Below are 14,507 nucleotides of genomic sequence, written 5' to 3' on the forward strand. Positions count from 1 at the left end.
CCTTCACCGGAGACCACAAAAGATGATTCAAGCCTCGCTGTCCGGCTGGCTGCCAGGGGCGGCTTGCTGAAACGCAGGCAACTGCGCACAGGCAGCGTCGATGCTTGCGATGGTGGGCATCGTACTGAGGTCGCAATTGAAACGACGTGCATTGGCCATTTGTGGAATCAGACACAGATCCGCGAACGTCGGTTGGTCACCATGACAGTATCGACCGGTCGCCGAATGTCCGGCCAGCATCCCCTCGACGGCAGCCAGCCCTTGCTCAACCCAATGACGGTACCAGGCATTCCTGGCATCTTCATCGACCTTGAGTTCATGCTTAAGATATTTCAAGACCCTCAGATTATTGAGCGGATGGATGTCGCAGGCAATGAACTGGGCAATGGATCTCACCCTGGCGCGCTGTCTCGCATCCACCGGCAACAGGGGCGGATTGGGATGCGTTTCTTCCAGGTATTCGAGTATGGCCATGGACTGTCCAAGCGTCCAGTCGTCTTCCTGGAGAGTGGGCACCAGGCCGGTGGGATTCAGCTCGCGATAAGATTGGGTCAGTTGTTGGCCACCATCCTTCAGCAAGTGCACCGGCACAGTCTCGTAGGGCAAGTTCTTCAGATTCAGTGCGATGCGGACCCGATACGCTGCCGAACTGCGGAAGTAACCATAAAGTTTCATCAGCTTTCCTTGACTTTACGCGAGAGTTCCCTTGGCAGTGGGAACGACACATTTTCGGGTGTGCCGGCCAAGGTCCGCACGGAAGCGGCACCGAGCTCCTTGAGACGCACGATAACCTCATTGACCAATATTTCGGGGGCCGAAGCGCCCGCCGTCACGCCGACTCGCCTGGCCTGCTCCAGCCATGCCGGGTCTATCATTTCGGGGCCGTCAATAAGATAGGCAGCTGCTCCCTTGCGTTCCGCCACTTCGCGCAAGCGATTCGAATTGGAACTGTTGGGACTACCGACCACGAGAACGAGATCACAATCAGGTGCCATGATCTTGACGGCATCCTGACGATTTTGCGTGGCGTAACAGATATCGCTTTTCTTCGGTTCAAGAATGGTGGGGAAACGAGTTCGCAAAGCCTGTGCAACCTCGGCTGCGTCATCAACCGACAAAGTGGTCTGGGTCACGAAGGCGAGGTTCTCCGGATCGCGAACGTGCAACGCAGCCACGTCGGCAGCGGTTTCCACCAAATACATTCCGCCGTCGGCCTGGCCCAAGGTGCCTTCCACTTCCGGATGCCCGCGGTGACCGATCATGATGATCTCACGACCGGCGGCGCGCATCTTCGCCACTTCGATGTGCACTTTGGTCACCAACGGACATGTTGCGTCGAAAACCTTCAATCCCATTTCCGCCGCCTCGGCACGCACAGTCTTGGCCACGCCATGGGCCGAAAATACGACGATGGAGCCGGCAGGCGCTTCGTGGAGTTCGTCGATGAAAATCGCCCCTTTTTGCTTGAGGTCCTGCACCACATAACGATTGTGGACGATTTCGTGGCGTACATATATGGGCGCGCCGTGCAGTTCCAATGCCCGCTCGACGATATCGATGGCGCGATCTACACCGGCACAAAAGCCCCGGGGTTGCGCAAGGACGACCTCGAGATCGGCCTGGGCGGGTCGCTGATCAGACATTACAGGACCCCCAGCAAGGACACTTCAATGTGGAGGTCGGCGCCGGCCAACGGGTGATTGAAGTCAAACAAGGCCGTGTCGTCGTTGATCTCTTTCAGGACACCGGAATAACGGCCGCCATTGGGAGCAGAAAATTCAACCATGTCGCCGGCTTCGAACTGGGACTCGGGGTCGGCATTCTGAGCCATCATGGCACGGGTGACACGTTGCACAAGCTCGGGATTGCGGTCGCCATAAGCCTGGGCTGCTGGCAAGTCGAAGGAAAACCGTTCACCCTCTGAGTGATCGAGCAAGGCTTCCTCCATGCCGGGAGCCCACTGACCCGTGCCCATTTGCAAGGTGGCGGGACGTTCGCTGAATGTATCGGCAAACACTGCACCTGCCGCCGGTCCTGAAACAAGTTCAATACGATAGTGCAGTGTCAGGTAGGAATCGGGTTGAACACGAACCGAAGCTGAGTCGGGAGTAGAAGTCAAAATCTTTCACCGTAGAAGAGCGTTGCTGTTGCTCTATTTTAAAGCGTCTTATGGGACTTCACACGCGCCCTGCCGCCAGAGTGTAAATCATGCCGCTATCCCAGCATGGTCCACTGCGTCGAGGATCTTGCCGAACAGATCGTTGGCATGTTCGGAATTCAGCCAACGGACTACCACCACCATTTGGCGCTCGGGCTCGATCCAGGTAAACGAGCTGCCCGCACCTATAGCGAAGTAACTGCTCTCCGGCACGTTGGCGAACACCTTGCGATCGTGGTTCAGCCATACCAGGTAGCCGTAGTACGGCGCCAGTTCAGACGGAGTGCGCATACGCCGTACCCAGTCCGATGAGAGCACGCGCTTGCCTTTGGCCATACCTTCGTCGAGCAATACCTGCCCTATCAAGGCCTGGTCTTCGGCGCTGATGGACATACCGCCACCCCAATGGCTACCTCCCGGTACCGACTGCACCTTCTGTCCGGCTATCTCTACCCAGGCATTGTCATAGCCCACCCATTTCCAGTTTTCGGAGACTCCTGCCGGCCGCGCAATGGTTTCACGGAAGACATCTGGCAAAGGTTTCTGGAACAGATGCAAAAGGGCCAAGGAAAGCTGGTTTATGCGGACGTCGTTATATTCCCAATACGTTCCGGCCGCTTGGAGGGGGCGGGGATCGCCTTTTTTGCCGGCCGGCGCAGCACCAAAGGTGACAGCACGATAGCGGTCGACCTGATCCGGCACCCCGAATATCTCACCTTCCCATTCGCTGGTCTGCTGCAACAAATGCTGCCAGGTGATCAGGGCGTTATTGCCGCCGTCAAAGCCAATACCCGGCACGCGCAGACGAACCGGCTCATTCACATCGGGCAACAGACCTTGGTCGTGCGCCACACCCGCCAATAATGCCAAATATGTTTTTGCGACGCTGAACGTAAGGTCCGCACGCTGCGGCTCGCCCCAGGTCGTCAGGGTCTTGCCCTTTAGAGTAATGACGCCTGATACCGGCCCCCGAGAGTGGACAGGTCCCAATAGGCGATTCCATGGAGGAGGATCCTGCACATGTACGCCCCATACGCCGTCTACGTCGCGGTCCCAGGTAGTCTCGTGGTCGATGGCGAACTGCACGGCTTCCTGCATGGACGAATTCTGCATGGGGCATTTCCTCATTAGCGTGTGTGAGTACCCGGCAAGCAGGCACGGTCCCGACCGATCATAAGCAAAACATCAGTACACGTGCAAGCCGTAGATATCCCCTGCAGCAGGTGGAAACCAGAAGGGACAAAACCTTGCACCCGGCTCCTGTCTGAAGCCGAGACATGTCAATGTAGAGCATCGTTACGGTTTCTTATCGAGTCCTCATGACCCTACATGCCTCCCGCTCCCGGCCCGAACGTCCACGCGAACGCCTGCTTGCTCATGGCGCCCAGGTCTTGACGTCCCCCGAACTACTGGCCATCCTGCTGCGCACCGGAATCCGCGGTTGCGATGCCGTGGGCCTCGGGCACCAACTTATCGAACGATTCAACGGCTTGCGAGGCCTGCTGTCGGCCGACGCCCAGACGTTGCTGGGCATCACTGGGCTGGGTGTCGCAAAAACCTGCGAACTTCTGGCCATCAATGAATTGAACCGCAGGGCACTGGAAGAAGACCTGAAGGCCGGCCAGGCACTGGACCAACCACAGCGCGTGAAGCACTATTGCACGGCCACGCTCGGCCATCTTCCCATCGAGCATTGCATGGCCCTGTATCTTGACAGTCAATTCCGCCTGATCACCAGTGAAGAGGTATCCCGTGGGACGTTGACGCAGGCATCAATATATCCAAGAGAAGTGATCAAGGCCGGCCTTAAGCACCATGCCGCCGCCCTGATCCTTGCGCATAACCACCCATCAGGCGTATCGGAACCCAGCGACGCCGACCTGGCGCTCACGCGCCATCTGAAGCATGCGCTGGCTTTGGTGGATATCCGCCTCATCGACCACCTTATCGTCACGGCCGCCGGCGCGATCTCACTGGCGGAACGCGGGCAGCTGTAACGCGTCACGATCCCATGGCAATACAACACGAACAAAAAATAGACCATGCGGATTTACCCTCGGAAATCAAAAAATCGCCCTAGGACTTTCCCGCGCTTACGTTTATGAGAAACCCCCGGTTTTCGAATGGCGAATTGCCCCTGAGGTTTACGCTTCTTAAACTGGGCCGATTTAGCGGTAGGTTTGCTTGACCACCCGTTAAAGCGTGATGTCCGCAGTTGCCGCCATTCCAGCTCGTAGCTTCCTGAGGAAAGTTCGTGTTTCTTAACATCCTGCCACTTGCTCTGGTCGATGGCGTCGCATACGCCTGCTTATTGTTTCTAGTGTCCATGGGCCTGACTCTCATATTCGGCGTGATGGGCATACTGAACGTTGCGCACGGGGCTTTTTACGCCTTTGGCGGCTATGCGGCGGCCTCGTTCATCATGATGATCGCGCCGTCCACGGAATCCGCATGGATCCCTCTGCTCTCTCTCTTCGTCGTTGCCGTTGTGGTCGGCACCGTATTAGGTGGCCTGATGGAAGTGCTGCTGATCCGCCGCGCCCAGGGCTACGATCCCATACTGAAGTTATTGCTCACCTTTGGCGCACTACTAATGCTGGAAGATATCCAGCGCATGATCTGGGGTGCTCAGCCTTATAGCGCAAGTGAAGTGGTGAACCGTCTGGGCAATATCGAACTGGGCGGCATTACTTACACCACGTATCAGTTGGTGGTGGTACCTGTAACGGCGATCGTAGCGTACGTTGGCCTGGAGTACTTTCTGCGCCATACAAACCTTGGAAAACAGATAGTGGCCATTACACACCACCGGGAAGTCGCCATATCGCAGGGCATCAACGCCAGCAAAATCGGGTTGATCACTTTCATCGTCGGTGCCATCCTGGGCGTGCTGGGGGGCGCTCTCGCTGCGCCCACCACCTCCCTGGTGCCCGGAGCCGGCGCTGACATGATTGTGTTGTCCTTCGCCGTAGTAGCAACTGCCGGTCTGGGACAGATCACAGGCGCGCTTGTGGCGGCCTTGTTGATCGGCATCATCCGCTCAATATCCGTTTACATGGCGCCAGAGTTCGAAGTGGCCGTGCCCTACATCATCATGGGCCTGGTATTGCTCGTCCGTCCGCATGGGCTGTTCACTGTTGCACAAGCGAGGACGATCTAATGATTTACGTCATCAGCATAGTTGGCGCAGCACTTGCTCTTTTCGTTGGATACGCAATTCCCTGGACGATCACACCAATTGTTATCGGAATGACTTACGCCATTGCCGCACTGGGCGTGTCAGTAATGATGCGTGCAGGCCAAGTGTCTTTCGGCCACGCCATGTATGCCTGTATATCAGCCTACACCGTAGCGTTCCTGGCTCGTGCTTACCCCAGCCTGGATGCCATCGTGCTGATCTTTGCCGGTGTGCTGGCCGCTATCCTGGCCAGCGCGATCATTGGTGTATTCGTCGTCCGCTATCGCGGGATTTTCTTCGGTATGCTCAATCTTGCGCTGAGCATGGTGCTCTTTGCGCTCCTGGGCAAGCTTTACCACATCACGGGCGGCACCGATGGCTTGCGCATCCAGCGTCCCACGATACTCGGTATGGATCTCGAGCGCGCGCCGTACGAATTCGTGCTGCTTATCGTCACGGTAGTCATCGCTCTTGCGCTTGCCTGGTGGATCCAACGCTATTTCCGCTCCGGAAATGGCGAAGCGCTCGCCGCTATCAAAACCAACGAAACACGTCTGGAATACCTGGGGTTTTCAGCTTACGCAGTTATGTGGCGCGGTTACCTGCTTTCCGCCATCGTGGTGGGCTTTTCAGGCAGTTTGCTCGCACTCATGCAAGGGCTCGTCACCCCCGACATCAGTCTATGGTTGCGCTCGGGCGAATATGTATTCATTGCCATCCTGGGCGGGGCCGGCCATGCCCTTGGCGCCTTTCTGGGCGCGCTGGTCTTCGAGGCTGTCAAACTGGCTTCCACGGCCTATTTTCCCGGGCTGTGGCAATTCATCTTGGGCTTGACTCTAATCGTCGTGATATTCCTGTTTCCTACGGGGTTCATCGGACAGCTCTCCAAGCGCATCAAACTCTAACGGAAGGAAGCTGAAGCGATGCTGCCATTAATCAAGACCACCGGCCTGTATCTGGCATTTGGCGGCGTGGTAGCCGCCAACAATATCGACTTTGAGCTGCATACCGGCGAACGCCTGGCCGTGATCGGCCAGAACGGTGCGGGCAAGACCACCTTCATCAACATCTGCACTGGGTACCTGAAGCCGGCTTCCGGCAAGGTTATCTTCGACGGCCACGACATTACTGCCATGGCTCCGCGCAAAATTGTTCGCCTGGGCCTGGGACGCTCTTTTCAGTTGCCTCAGCTGTTCACCGAGCATACCGTGCGCGAATGCATACAGATCGCGGCTGCCCGCCAAAACGCCCGCCTCAGTGCGTTCAAACCATTGTCGGCCACGGTGGATGGCAACGCGGTAGAGAGCACCCTGGAGCTAGTCGGACTTCGGGAGGACGCCAGCGCGCTTTCCCGCGATTTGCCCGAAGGCAAGCGCAAGCTGCTGGATGTGGCCATGGCGTTGGCGTTGCAACCCAAGCTGCTCATCATGGACGAGCCGACCAGCGGTGTCGCATCGGAAGATAAACACGATCTCATGCGAACCGTTATGAGCGCGCTCGAAGAAAGAAAAGTAACGAGCTGGTTCGTCGAGCACGATGTAGACATCGTCGCGCAATACGCCACCCGCGTGGCCGCCTGGATAAACGGCGCGATCATGGCCGATGGCACGCCCGATGACGTTTTGAACAATCCACAAATCAAGCGCGAAATATTGGGAAATTGACATATGCTCAAGCTCACCGGCGTCAATGTCGATCTCGCGGGCAATCGTATTCTGCGCGACGTTAACTGCACATTCGAGAAAGGAACCACGGTGGGGATCGTGGGCCGCAACGGGGCTGGGAAAACGACTTTGCTGCGTACCATCATGGGGCTGATCAAGCTGCAAGCCGGCGAGATCCGGCTCGATGAGGTGATACTCAGCAGCCTTCCGGGGCATGCACGCGCAGGCTATCAAATCGGATATTCACCGGAAGACCGAATCATCTTCCCAACAATGTCGGTCGAAGAGAACCTGCGCCTACCCTGCCATGCGATCAAGCAATCCAGGCAGTCCATCGACCACCGCCTGGAAGTCGTACTCGAAGTCGTCCCCGACCTCGTGCCGATGCTCAAACGCTCCGGCTCTGCGTTGTCGGGTGGACAAGGCAAGATGGTGGCCTTGGGCCGTGCACTCATGGTCGGCACACGTCTGTTATTGCTGGATGAACCCTTTCAAGGCCTTGCACCGAAGCTGGGGCTTATTTACACCGACGCGCTCAGCCGCCTGAAAACCCTGCAGCCTGACATTTGCGTCGTGATCACCGAATCGAACATCAAATTGCTCGGCAATATCCCTGATCGGATATGGACCATCGAACGAGGCTCGATCGAGCTTCAACAAACTATGTAAAAGGCAGGAGCGCGCAATGACTCAAATGATCATCGACGGCCAACAAACGTACGCCGCCAGCAAGCAGACCATAGACGTCGTTTCCCCTAGCGACGGTAAGGTGTTTACGACTATTCCCCGTGGCGATTCGACCGATGTCGATCGCGCTGTCAAGGCCGCACGCCGGGCGTTGAACAGCGACTGGGGCAAGACTCCCGCCTTCGAACGCGGTCGATTGTTAGTGAAGTTGGGCCAAGCAGTGCTCGACCATCACGAAGAGCTCGCCCAACTCGAAGCCAAGGATACCGGCAAGCCTATCTCCACCGCCCGCGGCGATATCACTGTGTTGGCGCGTTATTTCGAGTATTACGGTGGCGGTGCCGATAAGGTGCATGGACAAACCATTCCTTTCCTTAACGGCTATTCCGTACAAGTTGTCCGCGAACCACTGGGCGTGACGGCTCACATCATTCCGTGGAACTATCCGGCGCAAATGCTCGGTCGGAGCGTGGCGCCAGCCTTGGCCATGGGCAACGCTGCGGTAGTTAAACCGGCGGAGGACGCTTGCCTGTCCATACTGCGCATTGCCGAGCTGGCTCTGGAGGTAGGTTTTCCCGCAGGCGCACTTAACGTGGTGACGGGCTTGGGCGAAGAAGCGGGTGCCGCCCTTTCCAGACACCCTGGCATCAACTTTGTCTCTTTCACCGGATCCAATGAAGTCGGCATCCTCATACAGCAAGCGGCCGCGCTCAATGCCGTGAAATGTGTACTGGAACTGGGTGGAAAATCAGCCCACGTGGTATTTGACGATGTCGACTTCAAACAAGCCATCCCTGCCATTGTGCGTGGGATCGTACACAACACCGGACAGACATGTACCGCCGGGAGCCGCCTGCTTGTGCAAAAAGGTGTTCACGACGAGTTCCTCAGAGTATTGGCCGAAGAATTCTCCAAGACGCGCGCAGGTACGCCAGAGATGGACCTCACTTGCGGTCCTGTCGTTAACAAGACCCAGTGGGAGCGCATCAACCGTTATATTCAGAAGGGCATAGACGAAGGATTGACCGTGGTTGCCCGAGGCGGAATCGCCGAAGGCGTTCCCGAAGGCGGATACTTTGTAACGCCCACGATTTTCGGCGCAAAAAACCATGACAGCGATTTGCTCATGCATGAAATTTTCGGCCCTGTTCTGGTTGTCGTTCCTTTCGAAACTGAGGCCGAAGCCATCGAGCTGGCCAATGCCACTGAATATGGCCTGATGGCTGCCGTGTGGACGGAAAACGGCGGACGCCAGCAGCGTGTGGCCAGAGCCATGCAGGCCGGCCAGATTTACATCAACAGCTTCGGCGCCGGCGGTGGCGTGGAACTGCCCTTCGGCGGTGTGAAGAAGAGTGGTCACGGTCGTGAAAAAGGCTTTATCGCCCTCGAAGAAATGAGCACAACTAAAACCATCGTCCACCACCACGGCGAATAATCGAGGAATCCAGCAAATGCATCAACTTGAAGGTAGAGTCGCGCTGATTACAGGCGCTGGCAGCGGTTTCGGCGAAGGAATCGCCAAGGTGTTTGCCCGCGAGGGCGCGAAAGTCGTCATTGCCGACCTCAATGAACAAGGCGCCAACCGCGTCGCATCCCTAATCGGAAGCAGCGCGTTGGCGCTCAAAGGAGACGTTTCAAAACGCGAAGACATACAGTGCATGGTTGATGCAACCATGCACGAGTTCGGTTCGCTGGACATCGTGATCAACAATGCTGCCATCACGCATAAGAACCAACCCATGCTTGACGTGGACGAAGCAATGTTCGACCGTATGTTTGACGTGAATGTGAAGTCCATTTACTACATGACCAACGCCGTCGTACCCCTGATGCGCAAGCAAGGCAAAGGCGTGATCATCAACATCGGGTCGACGGCCGGCATCCGCCCGCGCCCCGGCCTGACTTGGTATAACGCCACAAAGGGCGCAGTGAACCTTCTGTCCAAATCGATGGCAATCGAGTTGGGCCCCGATAATATTCGTGTCAACGCCATCTGCCCGGTCATGGGTGTTACAGGCATGTTTGAGTTATTCATGGGGCTGCCTGACACTCCCGAAAACCGCGCAAAGTTCCAGTCCACCATCCCGCTGGGCCGCTTCTGCAAGCCTGAAGACGTGGCCGCCGCCGCACTATTCCTGGCAAGCGACGCTGCTGAGTTCATCACTGGGGTCGAATTCCCGGTGGATGGCGGCCGCACCATCTAAGCACTGACCACAACGGATAAGCACATGAAAACTCGGGCTGCACTACTGCGTGAAATGGGGGCCGCCGCCCCCTATGCTCAGACTAGGCCGATAGTGATTACGGAAGTCGAACTGGATCCTCCCGGACCTGGCGAGGTTCTCGTCAAAATCAAGGTGGCCGGCCTGTGCCACTCAGATCTATCGGTTATAAATGGCGATCGTCCCAGGGCGCTACCCATCGTGCTGGGCCATGAATCGTCAGCGAACGTGGTCGAAACCGGTGCAGGCGTGAACGACCTGCAGCCCGGAGATCATGTCGTTATGGTATTTGTTCCCAGTTGCGGCTGCTGCTTTCCATGCATGAAGGGCCGTCCAGCGCTGTGCGAACCCGGTGCAGCAGCCAACGCCAAAGGCACACTCCTTTCTGGCGAGCGCCGCCTGCACATCGGCGATGAATACCTCAATCATGCCACCGGCGTGTCCTGCTTCGCAGAATATGCGGTTGTGTCACGTCGCTCTTGCGTGAAGATAACTACCGACATCAGCCACCGAGATGCGGCGTTGTTCGGCTGCGCCGTCCTTACGGGCGCAGGTGCTGTGATCAATCGCGCCCGGATGAAAGCGGGTGATACCGCTGCAGTGGTTGGCTTGGGCGGCGTGGGCTTAAGTGCCCTGCTGGCCGCCGCCGCGTCGGGCGCACGCCGTATCGTGGCCGTAGATCTGTCGGATGAAAAATTGCAGCTTGCCAGGGAACTGGGTGCCACTCACTTGGTCAACCCGCGCGACATCGCCAGCGATGCCGATCTCATGGATGCTGCTGGGGGTCCCGTAGACTATGGCTTCGACATGGCGGGCGCCGTGCCGGCCTTTGAAACCGCGTTCAAGTTGACGGCGCGTGGTGGTTCCACCATAACTTCCGGACTGCCCAATCCCAGCGCACGCTTTCAACTGCCGCTCGCTCAATTGGTCGGGGAAGAGCGCGAAATAAAAGGAAGTTATCTAGGCTCGGGTGCGCCGGCTGAGGATATTGCACGTTATATAGACCTCTACAAGGCCGGCCGCCTGCCGGTCAACAAGCTCCTGGGTAAGACCTTCACCCTGGATGAAATCAATGAAGGCTTTGATCATCTGGCGTCGGGTAGCAGCCTGCGCGACGCGATCGTTCTGTAGTTCATTTTGGAGACAAAAAATGTTAATGAAAAATAAAATTGCTGGCGTCGTTATCGCCATGATGATGGCTGCCAGCAGCACGGCGGCCATTGCCGCCGACAAGCCGGCGGAATTGAACGTTGGCATTTCTACTTATCTATCGGGTTCGGCATCCGTCTTTGGTGTCCCCGCCAAAGAAGGCGCTGACATTATCATTGCAGACATGAATGCCAAGGGCGGGATTGGCGGCATTCCAATCAAGGTAACCTACATTGACGAGGGCGGCGGCAGCGAGAAATTGCTGTCCGAGTATCGCCGCTTGGCGGAAAGTGGTACAGACGTCATGTTATCGGCCATTTCCAGTGGTCATTGCGGCATCGTGGCTCCCGTGGCCGAAGACCTGAAAATTCTGAATATTCTCTGGGATTGCGGTACCCAGAATGCCCTTGAAGGGAAAAAGCTCAAGTACGTAGTCCGTACGCAGGCTAATGCGACGACGGAAATGATCGCTCAGGTCATCTACCTGATGAAAGTTAAACCTGACTTCAAGACCCTTGCCATTGTCAACCAGGATTACGCCTGGGGTCGCGATTCACGCGATATCTTCCTTGCCGCCTTGAAAAAGTTCAAGCCAGACGTCAAGGTTGTGGCTGAGATGTTCCCTAAATTCGGGGCATCTGACTTTTCCACAGAGATCAGCCGGTTGCAAGCGCTACGCCCTGATGTGATCGTTTCGACTTCGTGGGGCGGTGATTTGGACAACTTCGTGCGCCAGGCTTCGCAACGAAATCTGTTCAAAAACTCCACTTTTGTGCTTTCCCTGGCTGAAAGCTCGCTCGAGCGCCTGGGTAAGGCCTTGCCCGAAGGTGTGATCGTAGGCGCTCGTGGCGACCATTACTGGCAGCATCCCGAGACCAAGGACGACGCCGCTCACAAAGAATTTATCAAGAAATTCCACGACAAGACTAATGCTTATCCCATTTATTCTGTGTATCACATGGCTCAGGCGCTTGCCGGCTTGAAAGCGGGCTTCGAAAAGGCCATTGCAGACAACAAGGGAGAATGGCCCACTACCGAGCAAGCCGCTGCCGCCATGCACGACATCAGCTTCAAGGGCTATGGTCGTGAAGTCACCATCAATCGTCCGGATGGCCAGGGGCTGGAAGCCCAGCTGTTCGGCATCACCACCTCATCCAAAGATCATTCTTTCAAAGTTTTGAAAAACATGATGATCATTCCGGCTGAACTGGTAACACCTCCCGCGGGCGTGAACACTTTCGAATGGATCGAAAAAAATCTGACTGCCGACGTGTTGAAAAGCGATAAATTGGCTACGTTCTAAACTTCGCCTGGCTTCGTCTGGAGCGCCGCACCGGTAGCCATCCGCATGCCGAATGACAGCTGCCCGGTCCGCCGGGCAGCTGTCATTCATACGCCAACAGCAACATAGGAAAGACTAATTCGTTTAAGCTTCGAATATTCACCGCTTTCAATACCATCCCGGCAAAGGATAGGCCATGAGCCAATTGTGGGACATTTCCCCGCCCGTCTGCGCGCAATCGCCCGTATTCCCGGGCGACACGGCCTATACGCAACGCTGGAACGCATCAATAGGCCCAGGCTGTCCTGTGAATGTCAGTGAAATCACGATGTCGCCCCACATCGGGGCGCATGCCGATGCTCCGCTGCACTATCACCCCGAGGGCCTGGCTGTCGGCAAGCTCGACCTTGTCCCATTTCTCGGGCCATGCCGGGTCGTCCATGCATTGAGCGGTCGGCCCCTCATCACCATCGACGACATCCTGCCCTGGCTGGAAGGGGCGCCGCCACGGCTGCTCCTGCGTACCTGCGAACGGGCGAACACGGATGGCTGGAGCAATGAATTCGCCGCGTTCGCTCCCGAAACCATCAACTTCCTGGCCTTCCGTGGCACTGTGCTCATAGGCATAGATACACCCAGCATCGATCCCGCGACCAGCAAGACACTGGATAGCCACCAGGCAATCTGGCGCCACGACATGCGCGTACTGGAAAACCTGGTCCTCGACCACGTTCCCCCCGGCGATTATGAACTGATCGCCTTGCCCCTCGCACTCACCGACGCCGACGCCAGTCCAGTTCGCGCCATCTTGCGCACCCTGCGCGCAAATCCATCATCGACCAAGACAACATGAACACTCGCGACACCCAGCCAGCCGGCTCCGCCATCGTCCACGATGAAAAGGCCAAGCTCGATTTCTCCAGTGACATGAGCTATAGCGACTACCTGCACCTGGACACCCTGCTGGGGTCGCAACATCCGCTGTCGCCCGAGCACAACGAGATGCTGTTCATTGTGCAGCACCAGACCAGCGAGCTCTGGATGAAACTGATGCTGCACGAGCTCAAGGCGGCCATGCAGAGCCTGTCCGCCGATCGTCTTCAGCCTTGTTTCAAGATGCTGGCGCGGGTCAGCAAGATAATGGAACAATTGGTACACGCCTGGGACGTCCTGGCCACCATGACGCCGCCGGAATACTCCGCCCTAAGGCCCTATCTGGCGCAGTCCAGCGGTTTCCAGAGCTACCAATACCGTCAAATCGAATTTTCGTTGGGCAACAAGAACGCGGCCATGCTCAAGCCTCATTCACACCGGCCCGAGCTTCTTGCACAGGTACGCCACGCTTACGAAGCCCCGTCCCTTTACGACCAGGCCTTGAAGGCGCTGCATCGGCAGGGACTGGCCGTGCCCGACAATTATCTCCATCGTGACTGGACCCAGCCGTATATCGTCAGTGCCGAGGTTGAACAGGCATGGCTCACGGTATATCGCGATCCGGATCAGTACTGGGACATGTATCAGCTGGGCGAAAAATTGACCGACCTCGAAGACGCATTCCGGCTCTGGCGCTTCCGGCATGTCACAACGGTGGAACGCATCATCGGATTCAAGCGGGGAACGGGAGGGACGTCGGGCGTTTCCTACCTGCGTAAAATGCTCGACATCGTGCTGTTCCCCGAACTCTGGCGACTCCGTACAGACCTTTAAGGTGTCGTCGCACAGTGCAACCTTGAATTCACGTCACAATCTGCTTGGATGCGCAGCCTCCCCGTGCTAGAATGCTGCGTTACTTTGGATACGTTGCTGGTATGTGTACCGGCTGGCGACCCGCCCTTACAGTTACAACAGGAATAGACCATGAAAGAAGGCATCCACCCCGAATACCGCGAAGTGGTGTTTCTGGACCAGCAGACAGGCACTAAATTCATTTCGCGCTCAACGCTGCACAGCCGCGAAACCGTCGAACTCGATGGCAAGACTTACCCCTTGTTCAAGTGTGACGTTACCTCCGAATCGCATCCGTTCTACACCGGCGCCCAAACGCGCATTGTCGAAACCGGCCGCGTCGAGAAATTCCGCGCCCGCTTCGCGCGTACTGCAGGCACGACCGCACGCAAGGCTTCCTAAACCCAGGCTTGCAATTGTGTCCGCCAAAGGCAGCCTTCGG

16 protein-coding genes are annotated in these 14,507 nt (G+C 56.9%); 12 read left to right on the plus strand and 4 right to left on the minus strand.

Going from position 1 to position 14,507, the window contains the following annotated elements:
* Window positions 1–27 precede the first annotated feature (27 nt).
* From maiA to CR155_RS09975, 4 genes are all read right to left on the minus strand, one after another.
* Window positions 28–675, minus strand: a complete 648-nt coding sequence (maiA, locus tag CR155_RS09960; RefSeq protein WP_102069894.1) for a maleylacetoacetate isomerase — start codon at window positions 673–675, stop codon at window positions 28–30.
* Window positions 675–1,643 (minus strand): 4-hydroxy-3-methylbut-2-enyl diphosphate reductase, encoded by a 969-nt coding sequence (gene ispH, locus CR155_RS09965; protein WP_102069895.1) that lies wholly within the window; start codon window positions 1,641–1,643, stop codon window positions 675–677. The genes maiA and ispH overlap by 1 nt, the downstream gene beginning before the upstream one ends.
* Window positions 1,643–2,119 (minus strand): FKBP-type peptidyl-prolyl cis-trans isomerase, encoded by a 477-nt coding sequence (locus tag CR155_RS09970; protein ID WP_102069896.1) that lies wholly within the window; start codon window positions 2,117–2,119, stop codon window positions 1,643–1,645. The genes ispH and CR155_RS09970 overlap by 1 nt, the downstream gene beginning before the upstream one ends.
* Window positions 2,120–2,206: 87 nt before the next feature.
* Complete coding sequence (locus CR155_RS09975; RefSeq protein ID WP_233214118.1) at window positions 2,207–3,271, minus strand: serine hydrolase domain-containing protein; 1,065 nt, start codon at window positions 3,269–3,271, stop codon at window positions 2,207–2,209.
* Between the two features lie 206 nt (window positions 3,272–3,477).
* Here CR155_RS09975 and radC point away from each other — a divergent pair, with 206 nt between their 5' ends.
* From radC to CR155_RS10035, 12 genes are all read left to right on the plus strand, one after another.
* Entirely contained in the window at window positions 3,478–4,155 is a 678-nt protein-coding gene (gene radC / locus CR155_RS09980; protein WP_102069897.1) for a RadC family protein, read from the plus strand.
* Between the two features lie 257 nt (window positions 4,156–4,412).
* The gene (locus CR155_RS09985) at window positions 4,413–5,318 is read left to right on the plus strand and encodes a branched-chain amino acid ABC transporter permease (RefSeq protein WP_102069898.1); all 906 of its coding nucleotides are present in this window, start codon (window positions 4,413–4,415) and stop codon (window positions 5,316–5,318) included.
* The gene (locus tag CR155_RS09990; protein ID WP_102069899.1) at window positions 5,318–6,241 is read left to right on the plus strand and encodes a branched-chain amino acid ABC transporter permease; all 924 of its coding nucleotides are present in this window, start codon (window positions 5,318–5,320) and stop codon (window positions 6,239–6,241) included. Before CR155_RS09985 ends, CR155_RS09990 begins: the two co-directional genes overlap by 1 nt.
* 18 nt (window positions 6,242–6,259) lie before the next feature.
* Window positions 6,260–7,000 carry an ABC transporter ATP-binding protein gene (locus tag CR155_RS09995; protein WP_102069900.1) on the plus strand — a complete coding sequence of 247 codons (741 nt, stop codon included), beginning with the start codon at window positions 6,260–6,262 and terminating at the stop codon, window positions 6,998–7,000.
* 3 nt (window positions 7,001–7,003) lie between these two features.
* The gene (locus CR155_RS10000; protein ID WP_102069901.1) at window positions 7,004–7,669 is read left to right on the plus strand and encodes an ABC transporter ATP-binding protein; all 666 of its coding nucleotides are present in this window, start codon (window positions 7,004–7,006) and stop codon (window positions 7,667–7,669) included.
* Between the two features lie 16 nt (window positions 7,670–7,685).
* Window positions 7,686–9,122, plus strand: a complete 1,437-nt coding sequence (locus CR155_RS10005) for an aldehyde dehydrogenase family protein (RefSeq protein ID WP_102069902.1) — start codon at window positions 7,686–7,688, stop codon at window positions 9,120–9,122.
* A gap of 16 nt (window positions 9,123–9,138) precedes the next feature.
* Window positions 9,139–9,891, plus strand: coding sequence for an SDR family oxidoreductase (locus tag CR155_RS10010; protein ID WP_102069903.1), 753 nt, complete (start codon window positions 9,139–9,141; stop codon window positions 9,889–9,891).
* A 24-nt stretch (window positions 9,892–9,915) separates the two neighbouring features.
* A complete protein-coding gene (locus tag CR155_RS10015; RefSeq protein ID WP_102069904.1) occupies window positions 9,916–11,040 on the plus strand; it encodes a zinc-dependent alcohol dehydrogenase family protein in 1,125 nt (374 codons plus the stop codon).
* Window positions 11,041–11,065: 25 nt separating this feature from the next.
* Window positions 11,066–12,361: an ABC transporter substrate-binding protein gene (locus tag CR155_RS10020; RefSeq protein ID WP_439650431.1), complete on the plus strand. Its 1,296-nt coding sequence runs from the start codon at window positions 11,066–11,068 to the stop codon at window positions 12,359–12,361.
* Between the two features lie 175 nt (window positions 12,362–12,536).
* Complete coding sequence (gene kynB, locus CR155_RS10025; RefSeq protein ID WP_102069906.1) at window positions 12,537–13,193, plus strand: arylformamidase; 657 nt, start codon at window positions 12,537–12,539, stop codon at window positions 13,191–13,193.
* On the plus strand, window positions 13,190–14,047 hold the full coding sequence (gene kynA / locus CR155_RS10030; RefSeq protein ID WP_102069907.1) for a tryptophan 2,3-dioxygenase: 858 nt from the start codon (window positions 13,190–13,192) through the stop codon (window positions 14,045–14,047). Before kynB ends, kynA begins: the two co-directional genes overlap by 4 nt.
* 150 nt (window positions 14,048–14,197) lie before the next feature.
* Complete coding sequence (locus CR155_RS10035) at window positions 14,198–14,467, plus strand: type B 50S ribosomal protein L31 (protein WP_073108198.1); 270 nt, start codon at window positions 14,198–14,200, stop codon at window positions 14,465–14,467.
* The last annotated feature ends 40 nt before the right edge of the window (window positions 14,468–14,507 follow it).

Origin of the sequence: Pollutimonas nitritireducens, from assembly GCF_002849615.1 — a bacterium.
GTDB classification, from domain to species: domain Bacteria; phylum Pseudomonadota; class Gammaproteobacteria; order Burkholderiales; family Burkholderiaceae_B; genus Pollutimonas; species Pollutimonas nitritireducens.

Excerpts from the sequence above, each read along its gene's own strand:
- maiA (WP_102069894.1), bottom strand. The coding sequence starts at position 675 with ATGAAACTTTATGGTTACTTCCGCAGTTCGGCAGCGTATCGGGTCCGC.
- ispH (WP_102069895.1), bottom strand. The coding sequence starts at position 1,643 with ATGTCTGATCAGCGACCCGCCCAGGCCGATCTCGAGGTCGTCCTTGCG.
- CR155_RS09975 (WP_233214118.1), bottom strand. The coding sequence starts at position 3,271 with ATGCAGAATTCGTCCATGCAGGAAGCCGTGCAGTTCGCCATCGACCAC.
- radC (WP_102069897.1), top strand. The coding sequence starts at position 3,478 with ATGACCCTACATGCCTCCCGCTCCCGGCCCGAACGTCCACGCGAACGC.
- CR155_RS09990 (WP_102069899.1), top strand. The coding sequence starts at position 5,318 with ATGATTTACGTCATCAGCATAGTTGGCGCAGCACTTGCTCTTTTCGTT.
- CR155_RS09995 (WP_102069900.1), top strand. The coding sequence starts at position 6,260 with ATGCTGCCATTAATCAAGACCACCGGCCTGTATCTGGCATTTGGCGGC.
- CR155_RS10000 (WP_102069901.1), top strand. The coding sequence starts at position 7,004 with ATGCTCAAGCTCACCGGCGTCAATGTCGATCTCGCGGGCAATCGTATT.
- CR155_RS10005 (WP_102069902.1), top strand. The coding sequence starts at position 7,686 with ATGACTCAAATGATCATCGACGGCCAACAAACGTACGCCGCCAGCAAG.
- CR155_RS10010 (WP_102069903.1), top strand. The coding sequence starts at position 9,139 with ATGCATCAACTTGAAGGTAGAGTCGCGCTGATTACAGGCGCTGGCAGC.
- CR155_RS10015 (WP_102069904.1), top strand. The coding sequence starts at position 9,916 with ATGAAAACTCGGGCTGCACTACTGCGTGAAATGGGGGCCGCCGCCCCC.
- CR155_RS10020 (WP_439650431.1), top strand. The coding sequence starts at position 11,066 with ATGAAAAATAAAATTGCTGGCGTCGTTATCGCCATGATGATGGCTGCC.
- kynB (WP_102069906.1), top strand. The coding sequence starts at position 12,537 with ATGAGCCAATTGTGGGACATTTCCCCGCCCGTCTGCGCGCAATCGCCC.
- kynA (WP_102069907.1), top strand. The coding sequence starts at position 13,190 with ATGAACACTCGCGACACCCAGCCAGCCGGCTCCGCCATCGTCCACGAT.
- CR155_RS10035 (WP_073108198.1), top strand. The coding sequence starts at position 14,198 with ATGAAAGAAGGCATCCACCCCGAATACCGCGAAGTGGTGTTTCTGGAC.